Below are 19378 nucleotides of genomic sequence, written 5' to 3' on the forward strand. Positions count from 1 at the left end.
CTCGGCGGCCGGGCTTCAGGCCAGTTGCGCCAGCACCGCCTGGGTCGCACGGGCGCGGTTGAGCGTATAGAAGTGCAGCCCCGGCGCGCCGCCCGCAAGCAGTCGCCGGCACATCTGCGCGACCACTTCCGCGCCCAGCGCGCGGATCGCCTCGGCATCGTCGCCGTGCGCCTGCATGCGCTTGGCGATCCAGCGCGGGATCTCCGCGCCGCAGGCGTCGGAGAAGCGCTTCAACTGGCTGAAGTTGGTGATCGGCATGATGCCCGGCACGATCGGCACCGCGACGCCCAGCCGGCGCACGTCGTCGACGAAGCGGAAGTAGGCGTCCGGGTTGAAGAAGTACTGCGTGATCGCGCCGTTCGCGCCGGCATCGACCTTGGCCTTGAAGTGGCTGAGGTCGCGCAGCGCGTCTTCGGCCTGCGGGTGGATTTCCGGGTAGGCCGCCACCTCGATGTGGAAGTGGTCGCCCGAGTACTCGCGGATGAACGCCACCAGCTCCGCCGCGTAGCGGAAGTCGCCGGGCGAGGCCATGCCCGAGGGCAGGTCGCCACGCAGCGCCACGAGCCGCCGGTAGCCGGCGCTGCGGTAGCCGTCGAGCAGCGCGGCGATCTCCGCGCGGGTGCCGCCCATGCACGACAGGTGCGGCGCCACCTGCAGACCATGCTCGCCGTGCAGCCGCGCCACCGCGTCGCCGGTGTAGCTCAGCGTCGAACCGCCCGCGCCGAAGGTCACCGAGACGTAGTCGGGCGCATGCGCCTTGAGCACCTGTGCGGCATGGTCCAGTTGCGCGCGCTGCTCGTCGGTCTTGGGCGGGAAGAATTCGAAGCTGATGGCCGGCATCGGTGGGATCCTGCGGTGCGTGGGCGGCATTCTATACGTTCATCGCGATGAAGCGATAGATGAATCTGACTCCGCGGACGGCGAGCGCCGGAGCCGCGCAAAGAAAAAGGGCCGCATCGCTGCGGCCCTTCGTCATGAAGCGGATCACTCAGTAGCGGTAGTGTTCGGCCTTGTACGGGCCTTCCACCGGCACGCCGAGGTAGGCTGCCTGCTCGGTCGTCAGCGTGGTCAGCTTCACGCCGATCTTCTCCAGGTGCAGGCGCGCCACTTCCTCGTCCAGCTTCTTGGGGAGGATGTAGACCTTCGACTCGTACAGGTCCTTGTTCGCCCACAGGTCGATCTGCGCCAGCGTCTGGTTGGAGAACGAGTTGGACATCACGAAGCTCGGGTGGCCGGTGGCGCAGCCGAGGTTCACCAGGCGGCCTTCGGCCAGCAGGAAGATCGAGCGACCGTCCTTGAAGGTGTACTTGTCCACCTGCGGCTTGATGTTGAGCCGCTCGGCGCCCGAGGCGTTCAGCGCATCGACCTGGATCTCGTTGTCGAAGTGGCCGATGTTGCAGACGATCGCCTGGTCCTTCATCGCCTGCATGTGCTCCAGGCGGATCACGTCCTTGTTGCCGGTGGTGGTGACGTAGATGTCGCCGCGGCCCAGCGTGCTCTCGACGGTGTTGATCTCGAAGCCTTCCATCGCCGCCTGCAGCGCGTTGATCGGGTCGATCTCGGTGACCACCACGCGAGCGCCGTAGGCACGGAGCGAATGCGCGCAGCCCTTACCGACGTCGCCGTAGCCGCACACCACCGCGACCTTGCCCGCCAGCATCACGTCCATCGCGCGCTTCAGGCCATCGGCCAGCGACTCGCGGCAGCCGTAAAGGTTGTCGAACTTGCTCTTGGTGACCGAGTCGTTGACGTTGATCGCCGGGATCAGCAGCTTGCCTTCCTGCGCCAGCTGGTAGAGGCGGTGCACGCCGGTGGTGGTCTCCTCCGATACGCCCTTCCAGTCCTTGACCACGGTGTGCCAGTAGCCCGGGCGCTCCTTGTGCACGCGCTTGAGCAGGTTCTTGATGACCTGCTCCTCGTGGCTGCCCGACGGGGAGTTCACCCAGTCGCTGCCGTTCTCGAGCTCATAGCCCTTGTGGATCAGCAGCGTGACGTCGCCGCCGTCGTCCACCACCAGCTGGGGACCTAGGAAGCCGCCCTTGCCGTCGGGGAAGGACAGCGCGTCGAGCGTGCAGTCCCAGTATTCCTCCAGCGTCTCGCCCTTCCAGGCGAACACCGGCGTGCCGGTGGCGGCGATCGCCGCGGCGGCGTGGTCCTGCGTGGAGAAGATGTTGCACGAGGCCCAGCGCACGTCGGCGCCGATGTCCTTGAGCGTCTCGATCAGCACGGCAGTCTGGATCGTCATGTGCAAGGAGCCGGTCACGCGCACGCCCTTGAGCGGGGCCTGCGGGGCGTACTTGCGGCGGATCGACATCAGACCGGGCATCTCGTGCTCGGCGATGTCCAGCTCCTTGCGGCCGAAGTCGGCCAGGGAAATGTCGCGGATCTTGTAGTCGTGGTTGGGGTGGGCCTGGATGGCGGCGTTCATGCTTGTCTCCGGTTCTTTGGGGGAACCTTGGCCTGGCGGGCGAAGGTCCGCATGGGTGAGCGCCGTTGCTGCACATGCCCGCCGAGCCTGGCCGTCGCACGACGGTCGCAGCGCCCCTCGGTGGGCACGGAAGGGGCGCATTATAACGTGCCGCCGCCTCTGTGCAGGCGCGTCGGCGCACCCACGCGCGTGCACGAAACCCTCTCGCGCCGTTGATCGTGCTGCGCCGCATCATCCTTGCGGTAGTCTTCATCGACACCTGTCGGAGGATCCCCATGGAAGCCAGCCGCGACGCCGACTATCTGCCGCACGACGGCCCTCTGCGGGAGGATGTCGGCAAGCTCGGTCGGCTGGTCGGGCGGATGCTGGCCGAGCAGGGCGGCGAGGCGTTTTTCGAGCGGGTCGAAGCGGTGCGCCAGGCGGCCATCCGGCGTCGTCGCGAGGGCGAACCGCTGGCCACGCTGGCCAGCACGCTGGACGGCTTGAACACGGGCGACGCCGAGGCGCTGGCGCGCGCCTTTGCCACCTACTTCCAGGCGGTGAACACGGCCGAACGGGTACACCGCATCCGCCGCCGCCGCGATTACCAGCGCGAAGGCAACGCGCCGCAACCCGAATCCTTGCTGGACGCACTGGGTCGGCTCAAGGCCGAGGGCGTCGGCGCCGAGGAGCTGCTGGGGTTGCTCGCGCGGCTGTGGATCGAGCCGGTGTTCACCGCCCATCCCACCGAGGCGGTGCGCCGCTCGCTGCTGGAGAAGGAGCAGGCAATCGTGCGCGCGCTGGTGGACGGCTTCGACGCGGGCCGCACGCCGCAGGAGCGTGCCGAGGACGAGGATCGCATCTACATGGCGCTCTCCACCGGCTGGCAGACCGCGGAGGCCTCGCCGGTGCGCCCGACCGTGCAGGACGAGCACCACCACGTCGGCTTCTACCTGGCCAACCCGATCTACCGCATCGCGCCGGCGCTGTACGAGTCGCTGGCCGACGCGCTGCAGGCGGTCTATGGCGTAGCCGCGCCATTGCCGCGCCTGCTCGGCTTCGCCAGCTGGGTCGGTGGCGACATGGACGGCAACCCCAACGTCGGCGCCGACACCATCGCCGCCAGCCTCGCCACCCAGCGCGCGCACGTGCTGGAGCACTACGTGGCCGACGTCGCCGGGCTGGCGCGCCTGCTCAGCCAGACCGAGGGGCGGGTGGCGGTCGATGCGGAACTGGTCGCACGCCTGGCCGACTACCGCGAACGTTTCCCGCAGGCCGCCGCGCGCATCCGCCCGCGCCATGCCGATATGCCTTACCGCTGCCTGCTCACCCTGATCGGCGCCCGGCTGGAGGCGACCGGCGAAAACGAGCACGCCGAAGGCTACGCCTCGCCCGCGGAGCTGCTCGACGATCTGCAGCTGATCGACCGCAGCCTGCTCGCCCACCGCGGCCTGCATGCCGGCGCCTATGCCGTGCGGCGTCTGATCTGGCGCGTGCGCACCTTCGGCTTCCACCTCGCGCGGCTGGACGTGCGGCAGGACTCGCGCGTGCACGACGACGCGCTGGCCGCCCTGCTGGCCGACGACGCGTGGCCCGGACGCCCGGCGGACGAGCGAGCGCTGCATCTGTCCGGTTACGCCGCCGGCCACGCGCGCTTCGCGATCAGCCACGCCGAGGTGGTGACGGGCCTGTACGACGTGTTCGTCACCCTGGGCGACGCGCGCCGGCGCTACGACAGCGACGCGATCGGGCTCTATGTCATCAGCATGGCCCGCTCGGCGGCTGATGTGCTCGCCGTGCTGGCACTGGCGCGCTATGGCGGATTGGTAGCGCCCATCCCTTCATCCCGTGCGGTGCCGGGCGATGAAACGGGCAGCACGGTACCGCTCGACATCGCGCCGTTGTTCGAGACCATCGACGATCTCGTCCACGCACCGGCCACGTTGCGCGCGCTGCTTGCCGACCCCGTCTACCGGACCCATCTGCAATCGCGCGGCGATCGCCAGTGGGTGATGCTCGGCTACTCCGACAGCGGCAAGGACGGCGGCACGCTGGCCTCGCGCTGGGCCCTGCAGCGCGCCCAGGTGGAACTGCTGGAGGTAGCTGGGGAAGCCGGCATCCGCCTGGCCTTCTTCCACGGCCGCGGCGGCTCGGCAAGCCGTGGCGGCGGGCGCATGGCGCCGGCGCTGCTGTCCTCGCCGCCCGGCTCGATCGCCGGCGTGCTGCGCGTGACCGAGCAAGGCGAGGTGATCCACCGCAAGTACGGTATCCGCGCGCTGGCCCTGCGCAACCTGGAGCAGACGGTGAGCGCCGTGCTGCGCGCCTCGCTGCGCCCGCGCGCGCACGAAGCGCGCGAAGCGGCCTGGCGCGAATGCATGGAGGCGCTCGCCGCGCACAGCCGGCGGCACTACCGCGCACTGGTCGAGCGCGAAGGCTTCGTCGAGTACTTCCGTAGCGCTACGCCCATTGACGTGGTCGAGCGCATGACCCTGGGTTCGCGCCCCGCCAGCCGGCGCAGCATGCGGGGGGTACAGGACCTGCGCGCGATCCCGTGGGTGTTCGCCTGGACCCAGTGCCGCTCGATCATCACCGGCTGGTATGGCCTGGGCTCCGCGCTGGAGCAGGGCGCCGTCGCGTTCGGTGAACAGGCGCTCGTCGAGATGGCGCGCGGCTGGCCCTTCCTCGCCAACGCGCTGGACGACGTGGCGATGGTGCTGGCCAAGTGCGACCTGGACATCGCCGAGGCGTTCTCGCGCCTGGCGGGCGACCTGCACGAACCGTTCTTCAAGCTGATACGCGAGGAGTTCGAACGCACCCGGCGCTGGCTGCTCAGGCTCAAGGGCGGTGATGCGTTGCTGGCCGACAACCCGCGCCTGGCCGTGTCGATCCGCCTGCGCAACCCCTACGTCGACCCCATGAGCCTGCTGACCGTGGACCTGCTCGCCCGCTGGCGCGCCGGCGGCAGCGAGGACGAGGCACTGCTGCGGGCACTGGTCGCCTGCGTCAACGGCGTGTCGCAGGGGCTGCAGAACACCGGTTGAGCGATCAGGCCATCGACAGCTTGAGCACGACCTTGGTCCAGTGCGGTGCGCTGGCGGCGCCAGGGCGAGCGCGCGCTGGTCGAGATCGAGGACGACGGCCCCCGGCCGCCGCCCAGCGACAACCTGTTCGTGCCCTTCTTCACCACCAAGCCCGGCGGTTCGGGCATCGGCCTGGCGCTGGCGCGGCAGATCGCCGAGGCGCACGACGGTGGCGTGGCGCTCACGCCGCGGCAGGGCGGCAAGCCGGGCGCGCTGGCGTGCCTGTGGCTGCCTGCACGACCGGGAGCGCCTTGAGATGCCACGCCTCACTCCTCGGAAGGGGCAGGCGCCTCAGCCTTCCAGTTCGCTCCAGCGCGCGTAGGCGGCGTCGAGCTCGGCCTGCAGCCTCGCCAGCGCTTCGTTGGCCTGCACGATGGCGGCGCTGTCCTGCTGGAAGAACGCCGGCTCGTTCATGGCGGAGGAACGCTGGGCGACTTCGTTCTCGAGTTGCTCGATGCGGGCGGGCAACAGCTCCAGCTCGCGCTGGTCCTTGAAGCTCAGCTTGCGGCGAGCCAGGGCTGGGGCAGGCGCCGGCGCAGACGCGGGGTTCATGGCAGGCGCTGGCGCGTTCTTCGCCGGCGCCGTCGCCGGCGCGGCAGGCCGCTGGCGCAGCCAGTCGCTGTAGCCGCCCACGTACTCGCCCACGCGCCCTTCGCCCTCGAGCACCAGCGTGCTGGTCACCACGTTGTCCAGGAAGGCGCGGTCGTGCGAGACCAGCAGCAGCGTGCCGGTGTAGTCGGCCAGCAGCTCTTCCAGGAGCTCCAGCGTTTCGACGTCCAGGTCGTTGGTCGGTTCGTCCATCACCAGCAGATTGGAGGGCTGGGAGAACAGCTTGGCCAGCAGCAGGCGGTTGCGTTCGCCGCCGGAAAGCCGCGTGATCGGCGCGCGGGCGCGTTCGGGCGAGAACAGGAAGTCCTGCAGGTAGCCGATCACGTGCTTGCGTTGGCCGCCGAGCTCGATGTACTCGCGGCCCTGCGCCACGTTGTCGAGCGCGTTGAGCGATTCGTCCAGCTGCACCCTGTGCTGATCGAAATAGGCGATCTGGATGCTGGTGCCGAGCTCCACCGTGCCGCGCTCGGGTTCGAGCTCGCCGAGCATGATCCTGAGCAGTGTGCTCTTGCCCGCACCGTTGGGCCCGATGATGCCGATGCGGTCGCCGCGCATCACGGTGGTGGACAGGTCCTCGATCAGCACGCGTCCACCGAAAGACTGGTGCACGTGGTCGAGTTCGACCACCTTCCTGCCCGAGGCCTGCGCATTGGCCAGCGTCATCTTCGCGTTGCCGGTCAGTTCGCGCCGCTCGGCGCGTTCCCGGCGCAGCGCCTTGAGCGCGCGCACGCGGCCTTCGTTGCGGGTGCGCCGGGCCTTGATGCCCTGGCGGATCCACACTTCCTCCTGTGCCAGCTTCTTGTCGAACAGCGCGTTGGCCTGGGCTTCGGCGTGCAGGCGCTCTTCGCGCCGGCGCAGGTAGTTGTCGTAGTCACCGGGCCAGTCGGTGAGCCGGCCGCGGTCGATCTCGACGATCCGCGTGGCCAGCGCGCGCAGGAAGCTGCGGTCGTGGGTGACGAACACGATCGAGCCGTCGAAGGACTTCAGGAACCCCTCGAGCCAGCCGATCGCCTCGATGTCCAGATGGTTGGTCGGCTCGTCCAGCAGCAGCACGTCCGGCCTGGTCACCAATGCCTGCGCCAGCAGTACGCGGCGCTTCATGCCGCCGGAGAGCGCGGCGAAATCGGTGTCGCCCGGCAGCTCGAGCCGCACCAGCACCTCGTCCACGCGCCGGTCCAGGTCCCAACCATGGCGCGCTTCGATCTCCTGCTGCACTTCGCCCAGCGCCGCCAGATCGCCCACTGCCAGCAGATGGTGGTAGCGCGCGAGCAGATGGCCCAGGTCACCCAGGCCTTGCGCCACCACGTCGAACACCGAACCGGCGGTCGACTGCGGCACCTCCTGCGCCATCCGCGCGATGGTGACGCCGCCCTGCACCCTCACTTCACCGTCGTCGGGTTGCAATTGGCCGGCGATCAACTTCATCAGTGTGGATTTCCCCTCGCCATTGCGGCCCACGACGCACACGCGTTCGCCGCGCTCGATCGACAGGTCGACATCGGCAAGCAGGAGGGGACCGCCGATGCTGAAATCGACGCGCTGCAATTGGATCAGGGACATTCGCCAATTCTAATGGATGTGGTCTAACGGATGCGGGACTGGCGGATGCGGCGCGACCAGGGTCCTACAACGCGTGCGCGGGCTGGAGGCCGGCGACGCCGAGGTATTCATGCGTATCGCCCAAATCACTCCACTTTGCGAATCGGTGCCGCCGCGGCTCTATGGCGGCACCGAGCGGATCGTTTCCTGGCTCACCGACACGCTGGTCGATCTCGGCCACGAGGTCACCTTGTTCGCCAGTGCCGACGCGCGTACACGCGCCGAACTGGTGGCCGTGCGCGACCAAGCGATCCGCCTCGACCCCACGCAGCAGAAATCCGAACTGGCCGCGCACTTGTCGATGCTGCAGGAAGTGCGCCGCCGCGCCGACGAGTTCGACGTGCTGCATTTCCACGTCGACATGCTGCATTTCCCGATGTTCGAGGATTGTGCCGGCCGCACCCTCACCACGCTGCACGGACGGCTGGACCTGAAGGACCTGGGCGAGGTGTACCGGCGCTGGCCGCACTATCCGCTGGTATCTATCTCGCACCACCAGCGCCGTCCGCTGCATTTCGCCAACTGGGCCGGCACGGTGCCGCACGGCCTGCCCGACGACCTGCATCGCCCGCACCTGCACCCCCGCGGCGGCTACCTCGCCTTCCTCGGTCGCATCTCGCCGGAGAAGCGCCCCGACCGCGCCGTGGCCATCGCGCGCAGGAGCGGCATGCCGCTGAAGATCGCGGCCAAGGTGGACCTGGCCGACCGCGCCTATTTCCGGGAGGAGATCCAGCCGCTGCTGGGCGACCCGCTGGTGGAATTCGTCGGCGAGATCGGCGACGGCGACAAGGAGCAGTTCCTCGGCAACGCCGCCGCGTTGCTGTTCCCGATCGACTGGCCAGAGCCGTTCGGCCTGGTGATGATCGAGGCGATGGCCTGCGGCACGCCGGTGATCGCCTGGAACCGCGGCGCCGTGCCCGAGGTGATCGAGGACGGCGTCAGCGGCTTCATCGTCGAAAACGAGGCCGAGGCAGTCGAGGCCGTGCGCCGGCTGCCGGAACTGGACCGCCGCCAGGTGCGCGCCGCCTTCGAGCGGCGTTTTTCCGCAGAGATCATGGCCAGTCATTACGTGGACCTGTACGAACGCCGCTGCCGCGTCGCCCCCGCGCTGCCCGCCTGGCCGCTGGCCTACGAGGCAAGGTGATGAGTGAGGCGACCCATGACGACGAAACCCCTTCGGCCGGCACCGCGCGCGGGCAGTATTCGCTGAAGTCGGGCGACACCTTCGTGGTGTGCGATGCCTTCGGCGACATCCGCAGCGCAGCCGATGGGTTGTTCCACAACGACACGCGGATGCTGTCGGCCTTCGCGCTGGACCTGGGCGGCAAGCCGCCGTCGCTGCTGAGCGCCGCGATCAGCCACGACAACGTATTGTTCACCTCCAACCTGTCGAACAAGCCGCTGCCGCCGATGGGCGAGCGCGCCACGCCGCAGGGCGTGATCCACCTCGAGCGCGAGCGCTTTCTGTGGGGGGCGCGCATGTACGAGCGCATCTCCTGCGTCAACTACGACGATTGCGAAGTGCGGGTGACGCTCACCTTGCGCTTCGAGGCGGATTTCCGCGACATCTTCGAGGTGCGCGGTACGCCGCGGGCGCGCCGTGGCGAGTTGTATCCGCCCGAGGTGGACGGCGACACGGTGTCCCTGCGCTACGACGGGCTGGACGGCGTGACGCGCCGCTCGGTGATCAGTTTCTCCACCGCGCCGGACCGTCTCGACGGCCACACGGCCGAGCTCGGCCTCATGCTGCCGCGCCTGAGCACGACCGAGCTCTTCATCGAGGTCGGTCCCGAGGCGGTGCAGCCGGGCCGCGAACGCTACCGCGCCGCCGCGGCCAAGGCCCGCAAGGCGATGCGCAAGCGCCGCGTCCACGGCGCGCGGCCGCGCAGCAACGCCCGCCTGTTCAACAACTGGCTGGACCGGTCGCGTGCGGACATCGCCTTGCTGGTCAGCGAATTTCCCACCGGCCCCTATCCCTGCGCCGGCATTCCCTGGTTCGCCACGCCGTTCGGCCGCGACGGCATCATCACCGCGCTGCAGCTGCTGTGGCTCGATGCGGGCCTGGCGCGCGGCGTGCTCGGCTACCTTGCCGAACACCAGGCGCACGAGACTTCCGCGTTCAGCGACTCGGCGCCCGGCAAGATCATGCACGAGACGCGCAAGAGCGAGATGGCCGAGTTGGGCGAGGTGCCGTTCGGCCGCTACTACGGGGGCGTCGACACCACGCCGCTGTATGTGATGCTCGCCGGCGCCTATGCCGAGCGCACCGGCGACGAGGTGTTCATCGACAAGCTGTGGCCCACGCTCACCGCAGCGATGGGCTGGATCGAGCGCACCTGCGACGGGGATCGGCACGGCTTCCTTACCTATGCGCAGGGCGAGAAGGGCGGCCTGCTCAACCAGGGCTGGAAGGACAGCGAGGACTCGGTGTTCCATGCCGACGGGCGCATCCCGCCGGCGCCGATCGCGCTGGTGGAGGTGCAGGGCTACGTGTACGCCGCACTGCGCGCGATGGCCCGCCTGGCCGAGCGCCGCGGCAACGAAGAGGACGCCGACCGCTGGCGCCACCGCGCGCTGGCCATGCGCAAGGCGGTGGAAGACCTGTTCTGGGACGAGGAGATGGGCAACTACGGCATCGCCCGCGACGGCAACGACACCCTATGCCGCGTGCGCGCCTCGAACGTGGGCCATCTGCTCTACGTGGGCCTGCCCAAGCTGTGGCGCGCGAAGAACGTGATCCGGCAGTTCCGCACCGCCGCCTTCGACAGCGGCTGGGGCGTGCGTACGCTGGCCACGCAGCAGGCGCGCTTCAACCCGATGTCCTACCACGACGGTTCGGTATGGCCGCACGACGTGGCTCTTTGCGCCGCCGGCATGGCGCACTACGGCGAGCGCGACGATGCGGTGCGCCTGCTGGGCGAGACCTTCGAAGCGGCGGTGCACTTCGGCATGCGCCTGCCGGAACTGTTCTGCGGTTTCCCGCGCGCCACCGGCGAGCCGCCGATCGCCTATCCGGTCGCCTGCCTGCCGCAGGCTTGGGCTGCCGGGTCGATGTTCATGATGCTGCAGGCGTGCCTGGGCGTGGAGGTCGACGGCCGCCGCGGCGAGGTGCGCATCGACCGGCCCAGCCTTCCCGACGGCGTCGACCGGCTGACCCTGCACCGGCTGGACGTCGGCGGCGACAGCATCGATCTGGGCTTCGAGCGCATCGGTTCGCGCACGGTGGCTTTCCGCGCCGGCGGTTCGGCCGACGTGAGGATCCTGGCCAAGGTCTGACGCCAGCCACAAACGGCCGTTGAATCTTCCGTCAAAGGGAATGATCGGAATACCCGCATCCTTCCCCCAAAGGTGCCGATAGGCGGATGAAGGCGCTCTGGACGGGCCCACAGGTATAGTCCAGGCCGCTTTCACTGGAAGCCTGGGAGCGCTACCTGCAGCCGGTGATCGCGATGAGGCCGGACGCTCAATACGGACATGCGCAGCGTGCGCGAGGAAGCCGAGGCCGCCGTCGAGCTCGCTTCCGCCCACCCGCGCAGCGGCAACCCATCACGAAAGCATCGACACAACAGTCATTTGCCCGGCAAAGTTCGGGCTTTCCCGTGGAAATATGGCGCCGATCGCATTAAGGTCGCCTCTACGCGACAAAAACGCTGCCATTGCGCAGCGAGGATCTGGCATGACCATCGATGCATCTCTGCCCAGCCGGCTGGGCGCACTCATCCTCATCACCCTGCTGGGGCTCCTTGCCGGCACGGCGCACGCCGGGCAGGCCGCCATCGTGGTCGATGCCACCACCGGGCGCGTGCTGGGCCAGGTCAACGCCGACGAGCGCAACTATCCGGCGTCGCTGACCAAGATGATGACGCTCTACCTGACCTTCCGCGAACTGAAGGCCGGCCGGCTCACGCTCGAGGATCGCCTGCCGGTGTCGGCCTGGGCCGCGAACCGCGCGCCGAGCAAGCTGGGCCTGCGCGCCGGCCAGAACATCACGGTGGAGGACTGCATCCTGGCGATGGTCACCAAGTCGGCCAACGATGCGGCGACGGTGGCGGCCGAAAGCATCGGCGGCAACGAGAAAGGTTTCGCCGACATGATGAACGCACAGGCCGCGCTGCTGGGCATGAGCGGCACGCATTTCGACAATGCCTCCGGCCTGCCCGATCCCAAAAATTGGTCCACCGCGCGAGACCTGCTCACGCTGGGCCGCGCGCTGTACCAGGATTTCCCGCAGTACGCGCACTACTTCTCCGTCAAGGAATTCAACTTCAACGGGCAGTTGGTGCGCGGGCACAACCACTTGATGGACCGCTATCCCGGCATGGACGGCCTGAAGACCGGTTTCACCGACGCATCGGGCTTCAACCTCGCCTCCACGGCGATGCGCGACGGCCACCGGCTGTTCGCGGTGGTACTGGGCGGCAGGACGGCGGCCCGGCGTGACCAGCTGATGGCGAACCTGCTCGATGCCGGATTCGAGCAGAGCGAGGCGGACGCGCTGGCGGCCGCGGGCGAACCCGCGCCGGGCATGGCGCACCGCGTGCTGGCGGCGCTCTCGCCGATCGCCAACGCCGAAGCCGATCCGACTCCCGTGGCTGCGTCGCGCCACGCACGCCGCGGCAAGGCCGCCACGCACGGCTGTCGCGCGCACCATGGCATCTGCCGCGCCAAGGGCCACGCCTCGCATGCGCACAACGGCACGATCAAGCTGGCCAATCGCGCGGGCGCCAAGGGCGGTCAGGACTGAGCTTTCGCCGCCAGGCACACAAGCACCAGGCAAATAAACAAAAAACCCCGCGGCAGGCCGCGGGGTTTTTGTTTGTGCTCGACTAGCGCGGGGCTTACTTGCGCTTGCCGTTCAGGCCGGCGTCGGCGCGCAGCGCCTCGGCCTTGTCGGTCTTCTCCCAGGAGAACGCGGTGAAGGTGGAGCCGTCGGCTGCCTTCATCTCGTAGGGCTGGCGGCCGAAGTGGCCGTAGCTGGCGGTCTGCTGGTACATCGGATGGATCAGGTCAAGCATCTTGATGATGCCGTACGGACGCAGGTCGAAGTGCTTGCGGATCAGCTTCTCGATCTTTTCGTCCGGGATCTTGCCCGTGCCGAACGTCGTCACCGAGATCGAGGTCGGCTCGGCCACGCCGATGGCGTAGGACACCTGCACCTCGCAGCGGTCGGCCAGGCCGGCGGCCACGATGTTCTTGGCCACGTAGCGCGCGGCATAGGCGGCCGAACGGTCGACCTTGGACGGATCCTTGCCCGAGAACGCGCCGCCGCCGTGGCGGGCCCAGCCGCCGTAGGTGTCGACGATGATCTTGCGGCCGGTCAGGCCGCAGTCGCCCACCGGGCCGCCGATTACGAACTTGCCTGTCGGGTTGATGTGGAACTTGGTGCCCTTGTGCAGCAGCTTGGCCGGCAGCACGGGCTTGAGGATCTCCTCGCGCACCGCCTCGACCAGGTCCTTCTGCTTGACGCCCGGATCGTGCTGGGTCGAGAGCACGACCGCGTCGATCGCGACGGCCACATCGTTCTCGTAGCGCAGGGTCACCTGGCTCTTGGCGTCCGGGCGCAGCCACGGCAGCGGCGAATTCTTCTTCTTGCGGATCTTGGCCTGCTGCTCGACCAGGCGGTGCGAGTAGTAGATCGCCGCCGGCATGAAGTCCTTCGTCTCGTTGGTGGCGTAGCCGAACATCAGGCCCTGGTCGCCGGCGCCCTGTTCCTCGGGCTTCTTGCGGTCCACGCCCTGGTTGATGTCGGGCGACTGCTTGCCGATCAGGTTGAGCACGCCGCAGGTCGCACCGTCGAAGCCGACGTCGGACGAGTCGTAGCCGATGTCCAGGATCACCTTGCGGGTCAGGCCTTCCAGGTCGATCCAGGCGGAGGTGGTGATCTCGCCGGCGACGATGGCCACGCCGGTCTTCACCATCGTCTCGCACGCCACGCGTGCGCGCGGATCCTGCGCGAGGATCGCGTCCAGGACGGCGTCGGAAATCTGGTCGGCGACCTTGTCGGGATGGCCTTCGGAGACCGACTCGGAGGTGAAGAGGTAGTTGCTCATCGCGGGATATATCCTTCCTTTCGGATACAGAGATAAAGAAGCCGCGCATGATACACGTGGCGGCGTCGGTTTGCAGGCCAGCCTACTATTCCGGGGTGAAGCTTGCATGCCCGTTCAGGCGGCGGACGGCTGGACGGCCAAACGCGCCCGGTCGTTCGATCGTCGTTGCGCGGCGCGGCGCGGGTGCGGTTCGGGTAGCGGGGTCTGCGGCCCTCTCCCCCCAAGGAGAGGGCGCGTGTCGGCGGGGGTGTCAGGCCGCGGCGCGCTGGAGCTCGCCCAGGCCCGCGAAGTATTCGGCGGTCAGGTGCAGTTGTTCGGCGGCGGTTTCCGCTCGGTTGACCACATGCCGGAACGACGCGTTCTCCGGCCGGTCCTTGGCGTACCAGCCCAGGTGCTTGCGTGCGATGCGCACGCCCGCATGCTCGCCATAGAAGGCGTACAGGTGTTCGAGGTGCCCAAGCAGGATGGAGGCGACCTCGGCCGGACCGGGCTCGGACAGCTTCTGGCCGGTGGCCAGGTAATGCGCGACCTCGCGGAAGATCCACGGCCGCCCCTGCGCGCCGCGGCCGATCATCACCGCGTCCGCGCCGGTGGCCTCGAGCACGTGGCGGGCGCGCTCGGGCGTGGTGATGTCGCCGTTGGCGAGCACCGGAATGCGCACGGCGGCCTTCACCGCGGCAATGGTGTCGTACTCGGCCTCGCCCTCGTACTTGTCCTCACGCGTGCGGCCGTGCACCGAGAGCGCGGCGATGCCGCTGTCCTCGGCGATGCGCGCGATGGTCAGCGCATTCCTGTGCTCGCGGTCCCAACCGGTGCGGATCTTCAGCGTCACCGGCACCTCGACCGCCTCGACCACCGCCTTGCAGATGCGCGCCACCAGCGGTTCGTCCTGCAGCAGCGCCGAACCCGACCACACGTTGCACACCTTCTTGGCCGGGCAGCCCATGTTGATGTCGACGATCTGCGCGCCGTTGGCCACGTTGAAGCGCGCCGCCTCGGCCAGCATGGCCGGGTCGTAGCCGGCGATCTGCACGCTCACCGGCTCAGGCTCGCCCGCGTGGTCCATGCGGTGCAGCGACTTGCGCGTGTGCCAGAGCTTGGGATCGGCGGTGGTCATCTCCGACACGGCCAACCCCGCGCCCAGCCGTTTGCACAGCAGGCGGAAAGGCTTGTCGGTGACCCCGGCCATGGGCGCGAGCACCACGGGCGGGTCGATGCGGTAGGGGCCGATCTGCATCGGCCTATTGTAGGGCGTCCCTGACGCTCAGCCGCGCCGCTTCGGGCTCGCCAGAACATGACAGCCTCCCGCGGGTAGGGCTGCTCACGTTAATGAAAAAATCCCCAAACAAGGCGAGCGCGACAGTTCGTCAGATGCCCGCCTGCTGCCCCAGGTTCGCCCGCGCCGCGTTTTCGGGGATGTGCTTGTGGCGGAACAGGACCACGAACAGCACCGCCACCACCAGCGCGTAGCCGGCGAAACTCAGCCAGATGCCGTGCCATTGCAGGGTGCCGTCGGGCGCCGTGAAGAATCGTTGGATCACTTGCCCGCTGATGGAGCTGCCCAGCACCGCGCCCACGCCGTTGGTCATCAGCATGAACAGGCCCTGCGCGCTGGCGCGGATCTTCGGGTCGGCCTGGCCTTCCACGAACAGGGAGCCGGAAATGTTGAAGAAATCGAACGCCATGCCGTAGACGATGTTCGACATCACGATCATCCACAGCAGTTCCGCCGGGTTGCCGTAGGCGAACAGGCCGAACCGCAGCACCCAGGCGACCATGCTGATCAGCATCACGGTCTTGATGCCGAAGCGCTTGAGGAAGAACGGGATGGCCAGGATGAACAGCGTTTCGGACATCTGCGAGATCGACAGCACGATGTTCGGGTAGCGCACCGTGATCAGGCCCTTGTACGCGTCCACCTTGCCGAAGTCGTGCAGGAAGGTGTCGCCGTAGGCATTGGTCAGCTGCAGCGCGGCGCCCAGCGCCATCGCGAACAGGAAGAACACCGCCATCTTGTAGTTCTTGAACAGCGCGAACGAGCGCAGGCCGAGCACGTCCACCATCGAGGTATGGCGCGTGTCGCGCGGCGGGCAGGCCGGCAGCGAGAAGGCGTACAGGCCGAGCAGGGCCGAGGCGATGCCGGCAATGTGGAACTGCTCGGGCGAGGTTTCGATGTGCAGCAGGCTGATCGCCCACATTGCCACGATGAAGCCCACCGTGCCCCAGACCCGAATCGGCGGATACACCTTGACGATGTCCACGCCCTCGGTCTTGAGCGCGTTGTAGGCCACCGCGATCGAAAGCGCGATGGTCGGCATGTAGAAGCACATGTTGACCAGCATCACCCAGAACAGCGTGGCCGGATTGTCGATCGTGGGGACGACGAACAGCATCACCGCGCCGCCCAGGTGCAGCACGCCGTAAAGGCGCTCGGCGTTGATCCACTTGTCCGCGATGATGCCGGTGATCGCCGGCATGAATAGCGAGGCGATGCCCATGGTCGAGAAGATCGCGCCGAACTGGGCGCCACCCCAGTGGCGGGTCTGGAACCAGTAGGCGCCGATGGTGGTGAGCCAGGAGCCCCACACGAAGAACTGCAGGAAGTTCATCGTGATCAGACGCAGCTTGATGTTCATGGAGCCCTGTTCCGCATGTGCTTTTCCCCTGCAGAAAGCCGCGGGAACCTGCCCTTGGCCGCAAAGTCCGGCAGGTTAGAGAATCGGCTGCGGCCGGGCAAGGCGCGGCGCGGCGCGGCATGATCGGCGCGCGCTTGCCTGGTGCGCGCGCCAGCGGACGTTCGCCATGCGATGGTGCGCATGGAAGGAGCCCCATCACGGGAGCGGAAAACAACGCTTTTGGGCCGCGCTCACACACGGGATTTCGCGGGAACGACGCCGGAACGGCGGCGGCCTAAACTCGTTCGTCCATTCGCGTGCCGGGCGCCCATGAATCTTTTCCTCACCATCGCCATCGTCCATCTTGTCGCCTTGCTCAGTCCGGGGCCGGACTTCTTCTTCGTCTCGCAGGCTGCAGTCAGCCGCTCGCGCCGGCAGGCGCTGTTCGGCGTGCTTGGCATCACCCTGGGCATCACGCTGTGGTCGGCCCTGGCGCTGCTTGGGCTGCAACTGGTGTTGCACCGGCTGTCGTGGCTGCAGCAGCTGATCGCCATCGGTGGCGGCCTGTACCTCCTGTGGATGGGGCTGCGCATGCTGCGTGGCGCATTCACGCACGCGCCGGCAATGCCCGTGGAAGCCAAGGCCGCGCCCGCCAGCGAATTGGCCACGCTGCGCGCAGGCCTGTTGACCAACCTGGCCAATCCCAAGGTGGTGGTCTATTTCGGCAGCGTGTTCTCGGCCTTCCTGGGCGATAGCGTGGGCGCGGCGGTTCGCTGGGGCCTGTGGGCGCTGATCGTGGCCGAAACCTTTGCCTGGTTCGCGCTGGTGGCCGCGTTTTTCGCGCTGCCGGCGATGCGGCGGGGCTACCTGCGGCTGGCGCGCGGGATCGACGGCCTGGCCGGAGCGGTATTCGTCGCCTTCGGCCTGCACCTGCTCTTCGCCAGCCGCTGACCCGCGCCCAAGCAACACCTAGCGACGGGGCGCCGGGTGGGCGAGCGCGTTGGCGACACGGTCGCGCAGCACCGGCAGCAACTCCTCGGCGAACCACGGGTTGCGTTTGGTCCACAGCTGGTTGCGTGGGCTCGGGTGCGGCAGCGGCAGCACGCCCTGGGCCAGGTGGGTGCGCCACGCTTGCACGGTGTCGGTCAGGCTGGCTGCCGCCTGCGAACCGAGCAGGCCGACCTGCGCGTAGCGGCCGATCGCCAGGGTCAGTTCCACCTTCCGCAGCAACGGCAGCAGGCGCGGTTGCCAGGTCGGTGCGCACTCGCGGCGCGGCGGCAGGTCTGCGCCGCGTGCGCTGCCGGGGAAGCAGAACCCCATCGGCACGATGGCGATGCGCCGCGCGTCGTAGAAGGTGGCCTTGTCCACGCCCAGCCAGTCGCGCAGGCGGTCGCCGCTCACGTCGTCGAACGGTACGCCGCTCGCGTGCACCTTGCGCCCGGGTGCCTGGCTGACGATCAGCAGGCGTGCGCTGGCCGAGGCCTGCAGCACCGGCCGCACGCCGTGAGGCAGCTGCGCGGCGCACAGCTGGCAGGCGCGGATTTCGGCGAGCAGGCGGTCGAGCTCGCTCACGCACCGGCATCCATGGCGGCTGCCTGTGGCGGAACGGATGGCGCACGTCGCACGGCAGGCGTCATGGCAGCAGCTTGCCGGGGTTGAGAATGGCGTCGGGGTCGAAGGCGTGCTTCACGCCGCGCATCAGCGCCAGTGTCGCCGGCTCCAGCGCCAGCGGCATGAATTCGCGCTTGCTGAGGCCTATGCCGTGCTCGCCGGAGAGCGTGCCCTCCAGCTCGACCACCAGCGCGAACACCTCGGCCAGGCAGGCGCGCGCGCGCGCGCGCTCGGCCGCGTCGCGCGGCAGCAGGTTGACGTGAAGGTTGCCGTTGCCGGCATGGCCGAAGCTGACGATCAGCACCTCGTGCCTGGCGGCCAGTTGCCGGATGCCCTCGACCAGCGCGGGCAGGCGGCTGACCGGCACCACCACGTCCTCGTTGATCTTGTCCGGGGCGATCGTGCGCTGTGCCGGAGAAAGCGCCTTGCGTGCGGCCCAGAGTCGCTGGGCCTCGTCGGCGCCGGCGGCGACCTGCAGTGTCTCCAGGCCCTCGCCGCGGGCGGCGTCCGCGACCGCGGCCACGGCGGCGTCGAGGGTGCCCGGTTCGCCGTCGACTTCGATCATCAGCAGTGCGCCGGCCAGCGGCACCGCATCGCCTGCGTGGGCATGGGCGAGCCGCAACGCCGTCTCGTCGATGAATTCCAGTGCGCACGGCGTCACCGGCTGGCCCATGATGCGTGCCACTGCCTGAGCGGCGGTGCCGACGTCGCGGTAGGTCGCGCGCAGGGTGCGGACGCTCGAGGGCCGGGGCGTGAGTTTGAGAGTGGCCTCGGTAATGAGTGCCAGCGTGCCTTCCGAGCCGATCAGCAGGCGGGTGAGGTCGTAGCCGGTGGCGCCCTTGCTGGTATAGGTGCCGCAGCGGAAGCCCTCGCCGCTGCCGGCCACCGCGCGCAGGCCCAGCGTGTTCTCGCGTGGCGTTCCGTATTTCACGGCGCGCGGCCCGGCGGAGTTGCAGGCGAGATTGCCGCCGATGCTGCACCAGGGCGAAGAGGTCGGATCGGGCGGCCAGAACAGCCCGTGCGGGGCCAGCGCGCGTTGCAGGTCGCCGTTGAGCACGCCCGGTTCGACCACCGCCAGGCGGTCGACCGGGTCGATGCGCAGGATGCGGTTCATCCGCTCGAAGCTCGCCACCACGCCGCCTTCCACCGGCACCGTAGCGCCGGTGGTGTTGCTGCCGCGCCCGCGCGCGACGAGCGGCACGTGATGCGCGCGGCAGGCGCGCACGAGTGCCTCGACCTGCTCGTGCGTGGATGGAAACACCACGGCATCGGGCTGCGCGTTGAGGCGCGAATTGTCGTAGGCGTAGGCGAGGCGCTCGGCCGGGCCGGTCGAGCAGGCGGCGGGGCCGAAGATCGCATGCAGCGTGTCGGTCAGGGGAGCGGGCAATGGCATCGGGCTAGCGTAGC

The 19378-nt window shown here is 68.7% G+C and carries 14 protein-coding genes and 1 riboswitch; of the genes, 6 read left to right on the forward strand and 8 right to left on the reverse strand.

Translation table 11 applies throughout. The annotated features are described in order from the left end of the window. Positions 1 to 15 precede the first annotated feature (15 nt). Both metF and ahcY read right to left on the reverse strand, forming a co-directional pair. A complete protein-coding gene (metF, locus tag VGU65_RS00155; protein WP_327472128.1) occupies positions 16 to 840 on the reverse strand; it encodes a methylenetetrahydrofolate reductase [NAD(P)H] in 825 nt (274 codons plus the stop codon). 148 nt (positions 841 to 988) lie between these two features. Beyond that, positions 989 to 2428 (reverse strand): adenosylhomocysteinase, encoded by a 1440-nt coding sequence (ahcY, locus tag VGU65_RS00160; RefSeq protein WP_327472129.1) that lies wholly within the window; start codon positions 2426 to 2428, stop codon positions 989 to 991. Between the two features lie 50 nt (positions 2429 to 2478). Beyond that, a riboswitch (S-adenosyl-L-homocysteine riboswitch) is annotated at positions 2479 to 2553 on the reverse strand. A 150-nt stretch (positions 2554 to 2703) separates the two neighbouring features. On the opposite strand from ahcY, the gene ppc reads away from it, so the two are divergent. Together ppc and VGU65_RS00170 are read left to right on the forward strand one after the other, a co-directional pair. Continuing rightward, positions 2704 to 5448 carry a phosphoenolpyruvate carboxylase gene (gene ppc / locus VGU65_RS00165; protein WP_327472130.1) on the forward strand — a complete coding sequence of 915 codons (2745 nt, stop codon included), beginning with the start codon at positions 2704 to 2706 and terminating at the stop codon, positions 5446 to 5448. 45 nt (positions 5449 to 5493) lie between these two features. Beyond that, on the forward strand, positions 5494 to 5742 hold the full coding sequence (locus VGU65_RS00170; protein ID WP_327472131.1) for an ATP-binding protein: 249 nt from the start codon (positions 5494 to 5496) through the stop codon (positions 5740 to 5742). Positions 5743 to 5778: 36 nt separating this feature from the next. Here the strand turns inward: VGU65_RS00170 and VGU65_RS00175 are convergent, their stop codons facing one another. After that, positions 5779 to 7656 (reverse strand): ATP-binding cassette domain-containing protein, encoded by a 1878-nt coding sequence (locus tag VGU65_RS00175; RefSeq protein WP_327472132.1) that lies wholly within the window; start codon positions 7654 to 7656, stop codon positions 5779 to 5781. A 109-nt stretch (positions 7657 to 7765) separates the two neighbouring features. Between VGU65_RS00175 and VGU65_RS00180 the strand changes: the two genes are divergently transcribed. The 3 genes from VGU65_RS00180 (at position 7766) to VGU65_RS00190 (ending at position 12439) form a co-directional block, all read left to right on the forward strand. Beyond that, complete coding sequence (locus tag VGU65_RS00180) at positions 7766 to 8839, forward strand: glycosyltransferase family 4 protein (RefSeq protein ID WP_327472133.1); 1074 nt, start codon at positions 7766 to 7768, stop codon at positions 8837 to 8839. Continuing rightward, on the forward strand, positions 8839 to 10971 hold the full coding sequence (locus tag VGU65_RS00185) for an amylo-alpha-1,6-glucosidase (RefSeq protein ID WP_327472134.1): 2133 nt from the start codon (positions 8839 to 8841) through the stop codon (positions 10969 to 10971). The genes VGU65_RS00180 and VGU65_RS00185 overlap by 1 nt, the downstream gene beginning before the upstream one ends. A 400-nt stretch (positions 10972 to 11371) precedes the next feature. Continuing rightward, the gene (locus VGU65_RS00190) at positions 11372 to 12439 is read left to right on the forward strand and encodes a D-alanyl-D-alanine carboxypeptidase family protein (protein WP_327472135.1); all 1068 of its coding nucleotides are present in this window, start codon (positions 11372 to 11374) and stop codon (positions 12437 to 12439) included. A 94-nt stretch (positions 12440 to 12533) separates the two neighbouring features. Here VGU65_RS00190 and metK read toward each other — a convergent pair whose 3' ends face one another. The 3 genes from metK to VGU65_RS00205 form a co-directional block, all read right to left on the reverse strand. Continuing rightward, the gene (metK, locus tag VGU65_RS00195) at positions 12534 to 13745 is read right to left on the reverse strand and encodes a methionine adenosyltransferase (protein ID WP_327472136.1); all 1212 of its coding nucleotides are present in this window, start codon (positions 13743 to 13745) and stop codon (positions 12534 to 12536) included. A 250-nt stretch (positions 13746 to 13995) separates the two neighbouring features. Further along, the gene (gene dusB, locus VGU65_RS00200; protein ID WP_327472137.1) at positions 13996 to 14982 is read right to left on the reverse strand and encodes a tRNA dihydrouridine synthase DusB; all 987 of its coding nucleotides are present in this window, start codon (positions 14980 to 14982) and stop codon (positions 13996 to 13998) included. A gap of 130 nt (positions 14983 to 15112) precedes the next feature. Beyond that, the gene (locus VGU65_RS00205; protein WP_327472138.1) at positions 15113 to 16381 is read right to left on the reverse strand and encodes a nucleoside permease; all 1269 of its coding nucleotides are present in this window, start codon (positions 16379 to 16381) and stop codon (positions 15113 to 15115) included. A 309-nt stretch (positions 16382 to 16690) separates the two neighbouring features. Between VGU65_RS00205 and VGU65_RS00210 the strand changes: the two genes are divergently transcribed. Next, the gene (locus VGU65_RS00210; protein WP_327472139.1) at positions 16691 to 17311 is read left to right on the forward strand and encodes a LysE family transporter; all 621 of its coding nucleotides are present in this window, start codon (positions 16691 to 16693) and stop codon (positions 17309 to 17311) included. An 18-nt stretch (positions 17312 to 17329) separates the two neighbouring features. On the opposite strand, the gene VGU65_RS00215 is transcribed toward VGU65_RS00210, so the two are convergent. Both VGU65_RS00215 and VGU65_RS00220 read right to left on the reverse strand, forming a co-directional pair. After that, positions 17330 to 17932 carry a uracil-DNA glycosylase family protein gene (locus VGU65_RS00215; protein ID WP_327472140.1) on the reverse strand — a complete coding sequence of 201 codons (603 nt, stop codon included), beginning with the start codon at positions 17930 to 17932 and terminating at the stop codon, positions 17330 to 17332. 61 nt (positions 17933 to 17993) lie between these two features. Beyond that, positions 17994 to 19364 (reverse strand): FAD-binding oxidoreductase, encoded by a 1371-nt coding sequence (locus VGU65_RS00220; RefSeq protein ID WP_327472141.1) that lies wholly within the window; start codon positions 19362 to 19364, stop codon positions 17994 to 17996. Positions 19365 to 19378: the final 14 nt, after the last annotated feature.

Source organism: Frateuria sp. (assembly GCF_035943815.1).
In the GTDB taxonomy this organism is placed as follows: Bacteria; Pseudomonadota; Gammaproteobacteria; order Xanthomonadales; family Rhodanobacteraceae; genus Frateuria_A.

Excerpts from the sequence above, each read along its gene's own strand:
- metF (WP_327472128.1), bottom strand. The coding sequence starts at position 840 with ATGCCGGCCATCAGCTTCGAATTCTTCCCGCCCAAGACCGACGAGCAG.
- ahcY (WP_327472129.1), bottom strand. The coding sequence starts at position 2,428 with ATGAACGCCGCCATCCAGGCCCACCCCAACCACGACTACAAGATCCGC.
- ppc (WP_327472130.1), top strand. The coding sequence starts at position 2,704 with ATGGAAGCCAGCCGCGACGCCGACTATCTGCCGCACGACGGCCCTCTG.
- VGU65_RS00175 (WP_327472132.1), bottom strand. The coding sequence starts at position 7,656 with ATGTCCCTGATCCAATTGCAGCGCGTCGATTTCAGCATCGGCGGTCCC.
- VGU65_RS00180 (WP_327472133.1), top strand. The coding sequence starts at position 7,766 with ATGCGTATCGCCCAAATCACTCCACTTTGCGAATCGGTGCCGCCGCGG.
- VGU65_RS00185 (WP_327472134.1), top strand. The coding sequence starts at position 8,839 with ATGAGTGAGGCGACCCATGACGACGAAACCCCTTCGGCCGGCACCGCG.
- VGU65_RS00190 (WP_327472135.1), top strand. The coding sequence starts at position 11,372 with ATGACCATCGATGCATCTCTGCCCAGCCGGCTGGGCGCACTCATCCTC.
- metK (WP_327472136.1), bottom strand. The coding sequence starts at position 13,745 with ATGAGCAACTACCTCTTCACCTCCGAGTCGGTCTCCGAAGGCCATCCC.
- dusB (WP_327472137.1), bottom strand. The coding sequence starts at position 14,982 with ATGCAGATCGGCCCCTACCGCATCGACCCGCCCGTGGTGCTCGCGCCC.
- VGU65_RS00205 (WP_327472138.1), bottom strand. The coding sequence starts at position 16,381 with ATGAACATCAAGCTGCGTCTGATCACGATGAACTTCCTGCAGTTCTTC.
- VGU65_RS00210 (WP_327472139.1), top strand. The coding sequence starts at position 16,691 with ATGAATCTTTTCCTCACCATCGCCATCGTCCATCTTGTCGCCTTGCTC.
- VGU65_RS00220 (WP_327472141.1), bottom strand. The coding sequence starts at position 19,364 with ATGCCATTGCCCGCTCCCCTGACCGACACGCTGCATGCGATCTTCGGC.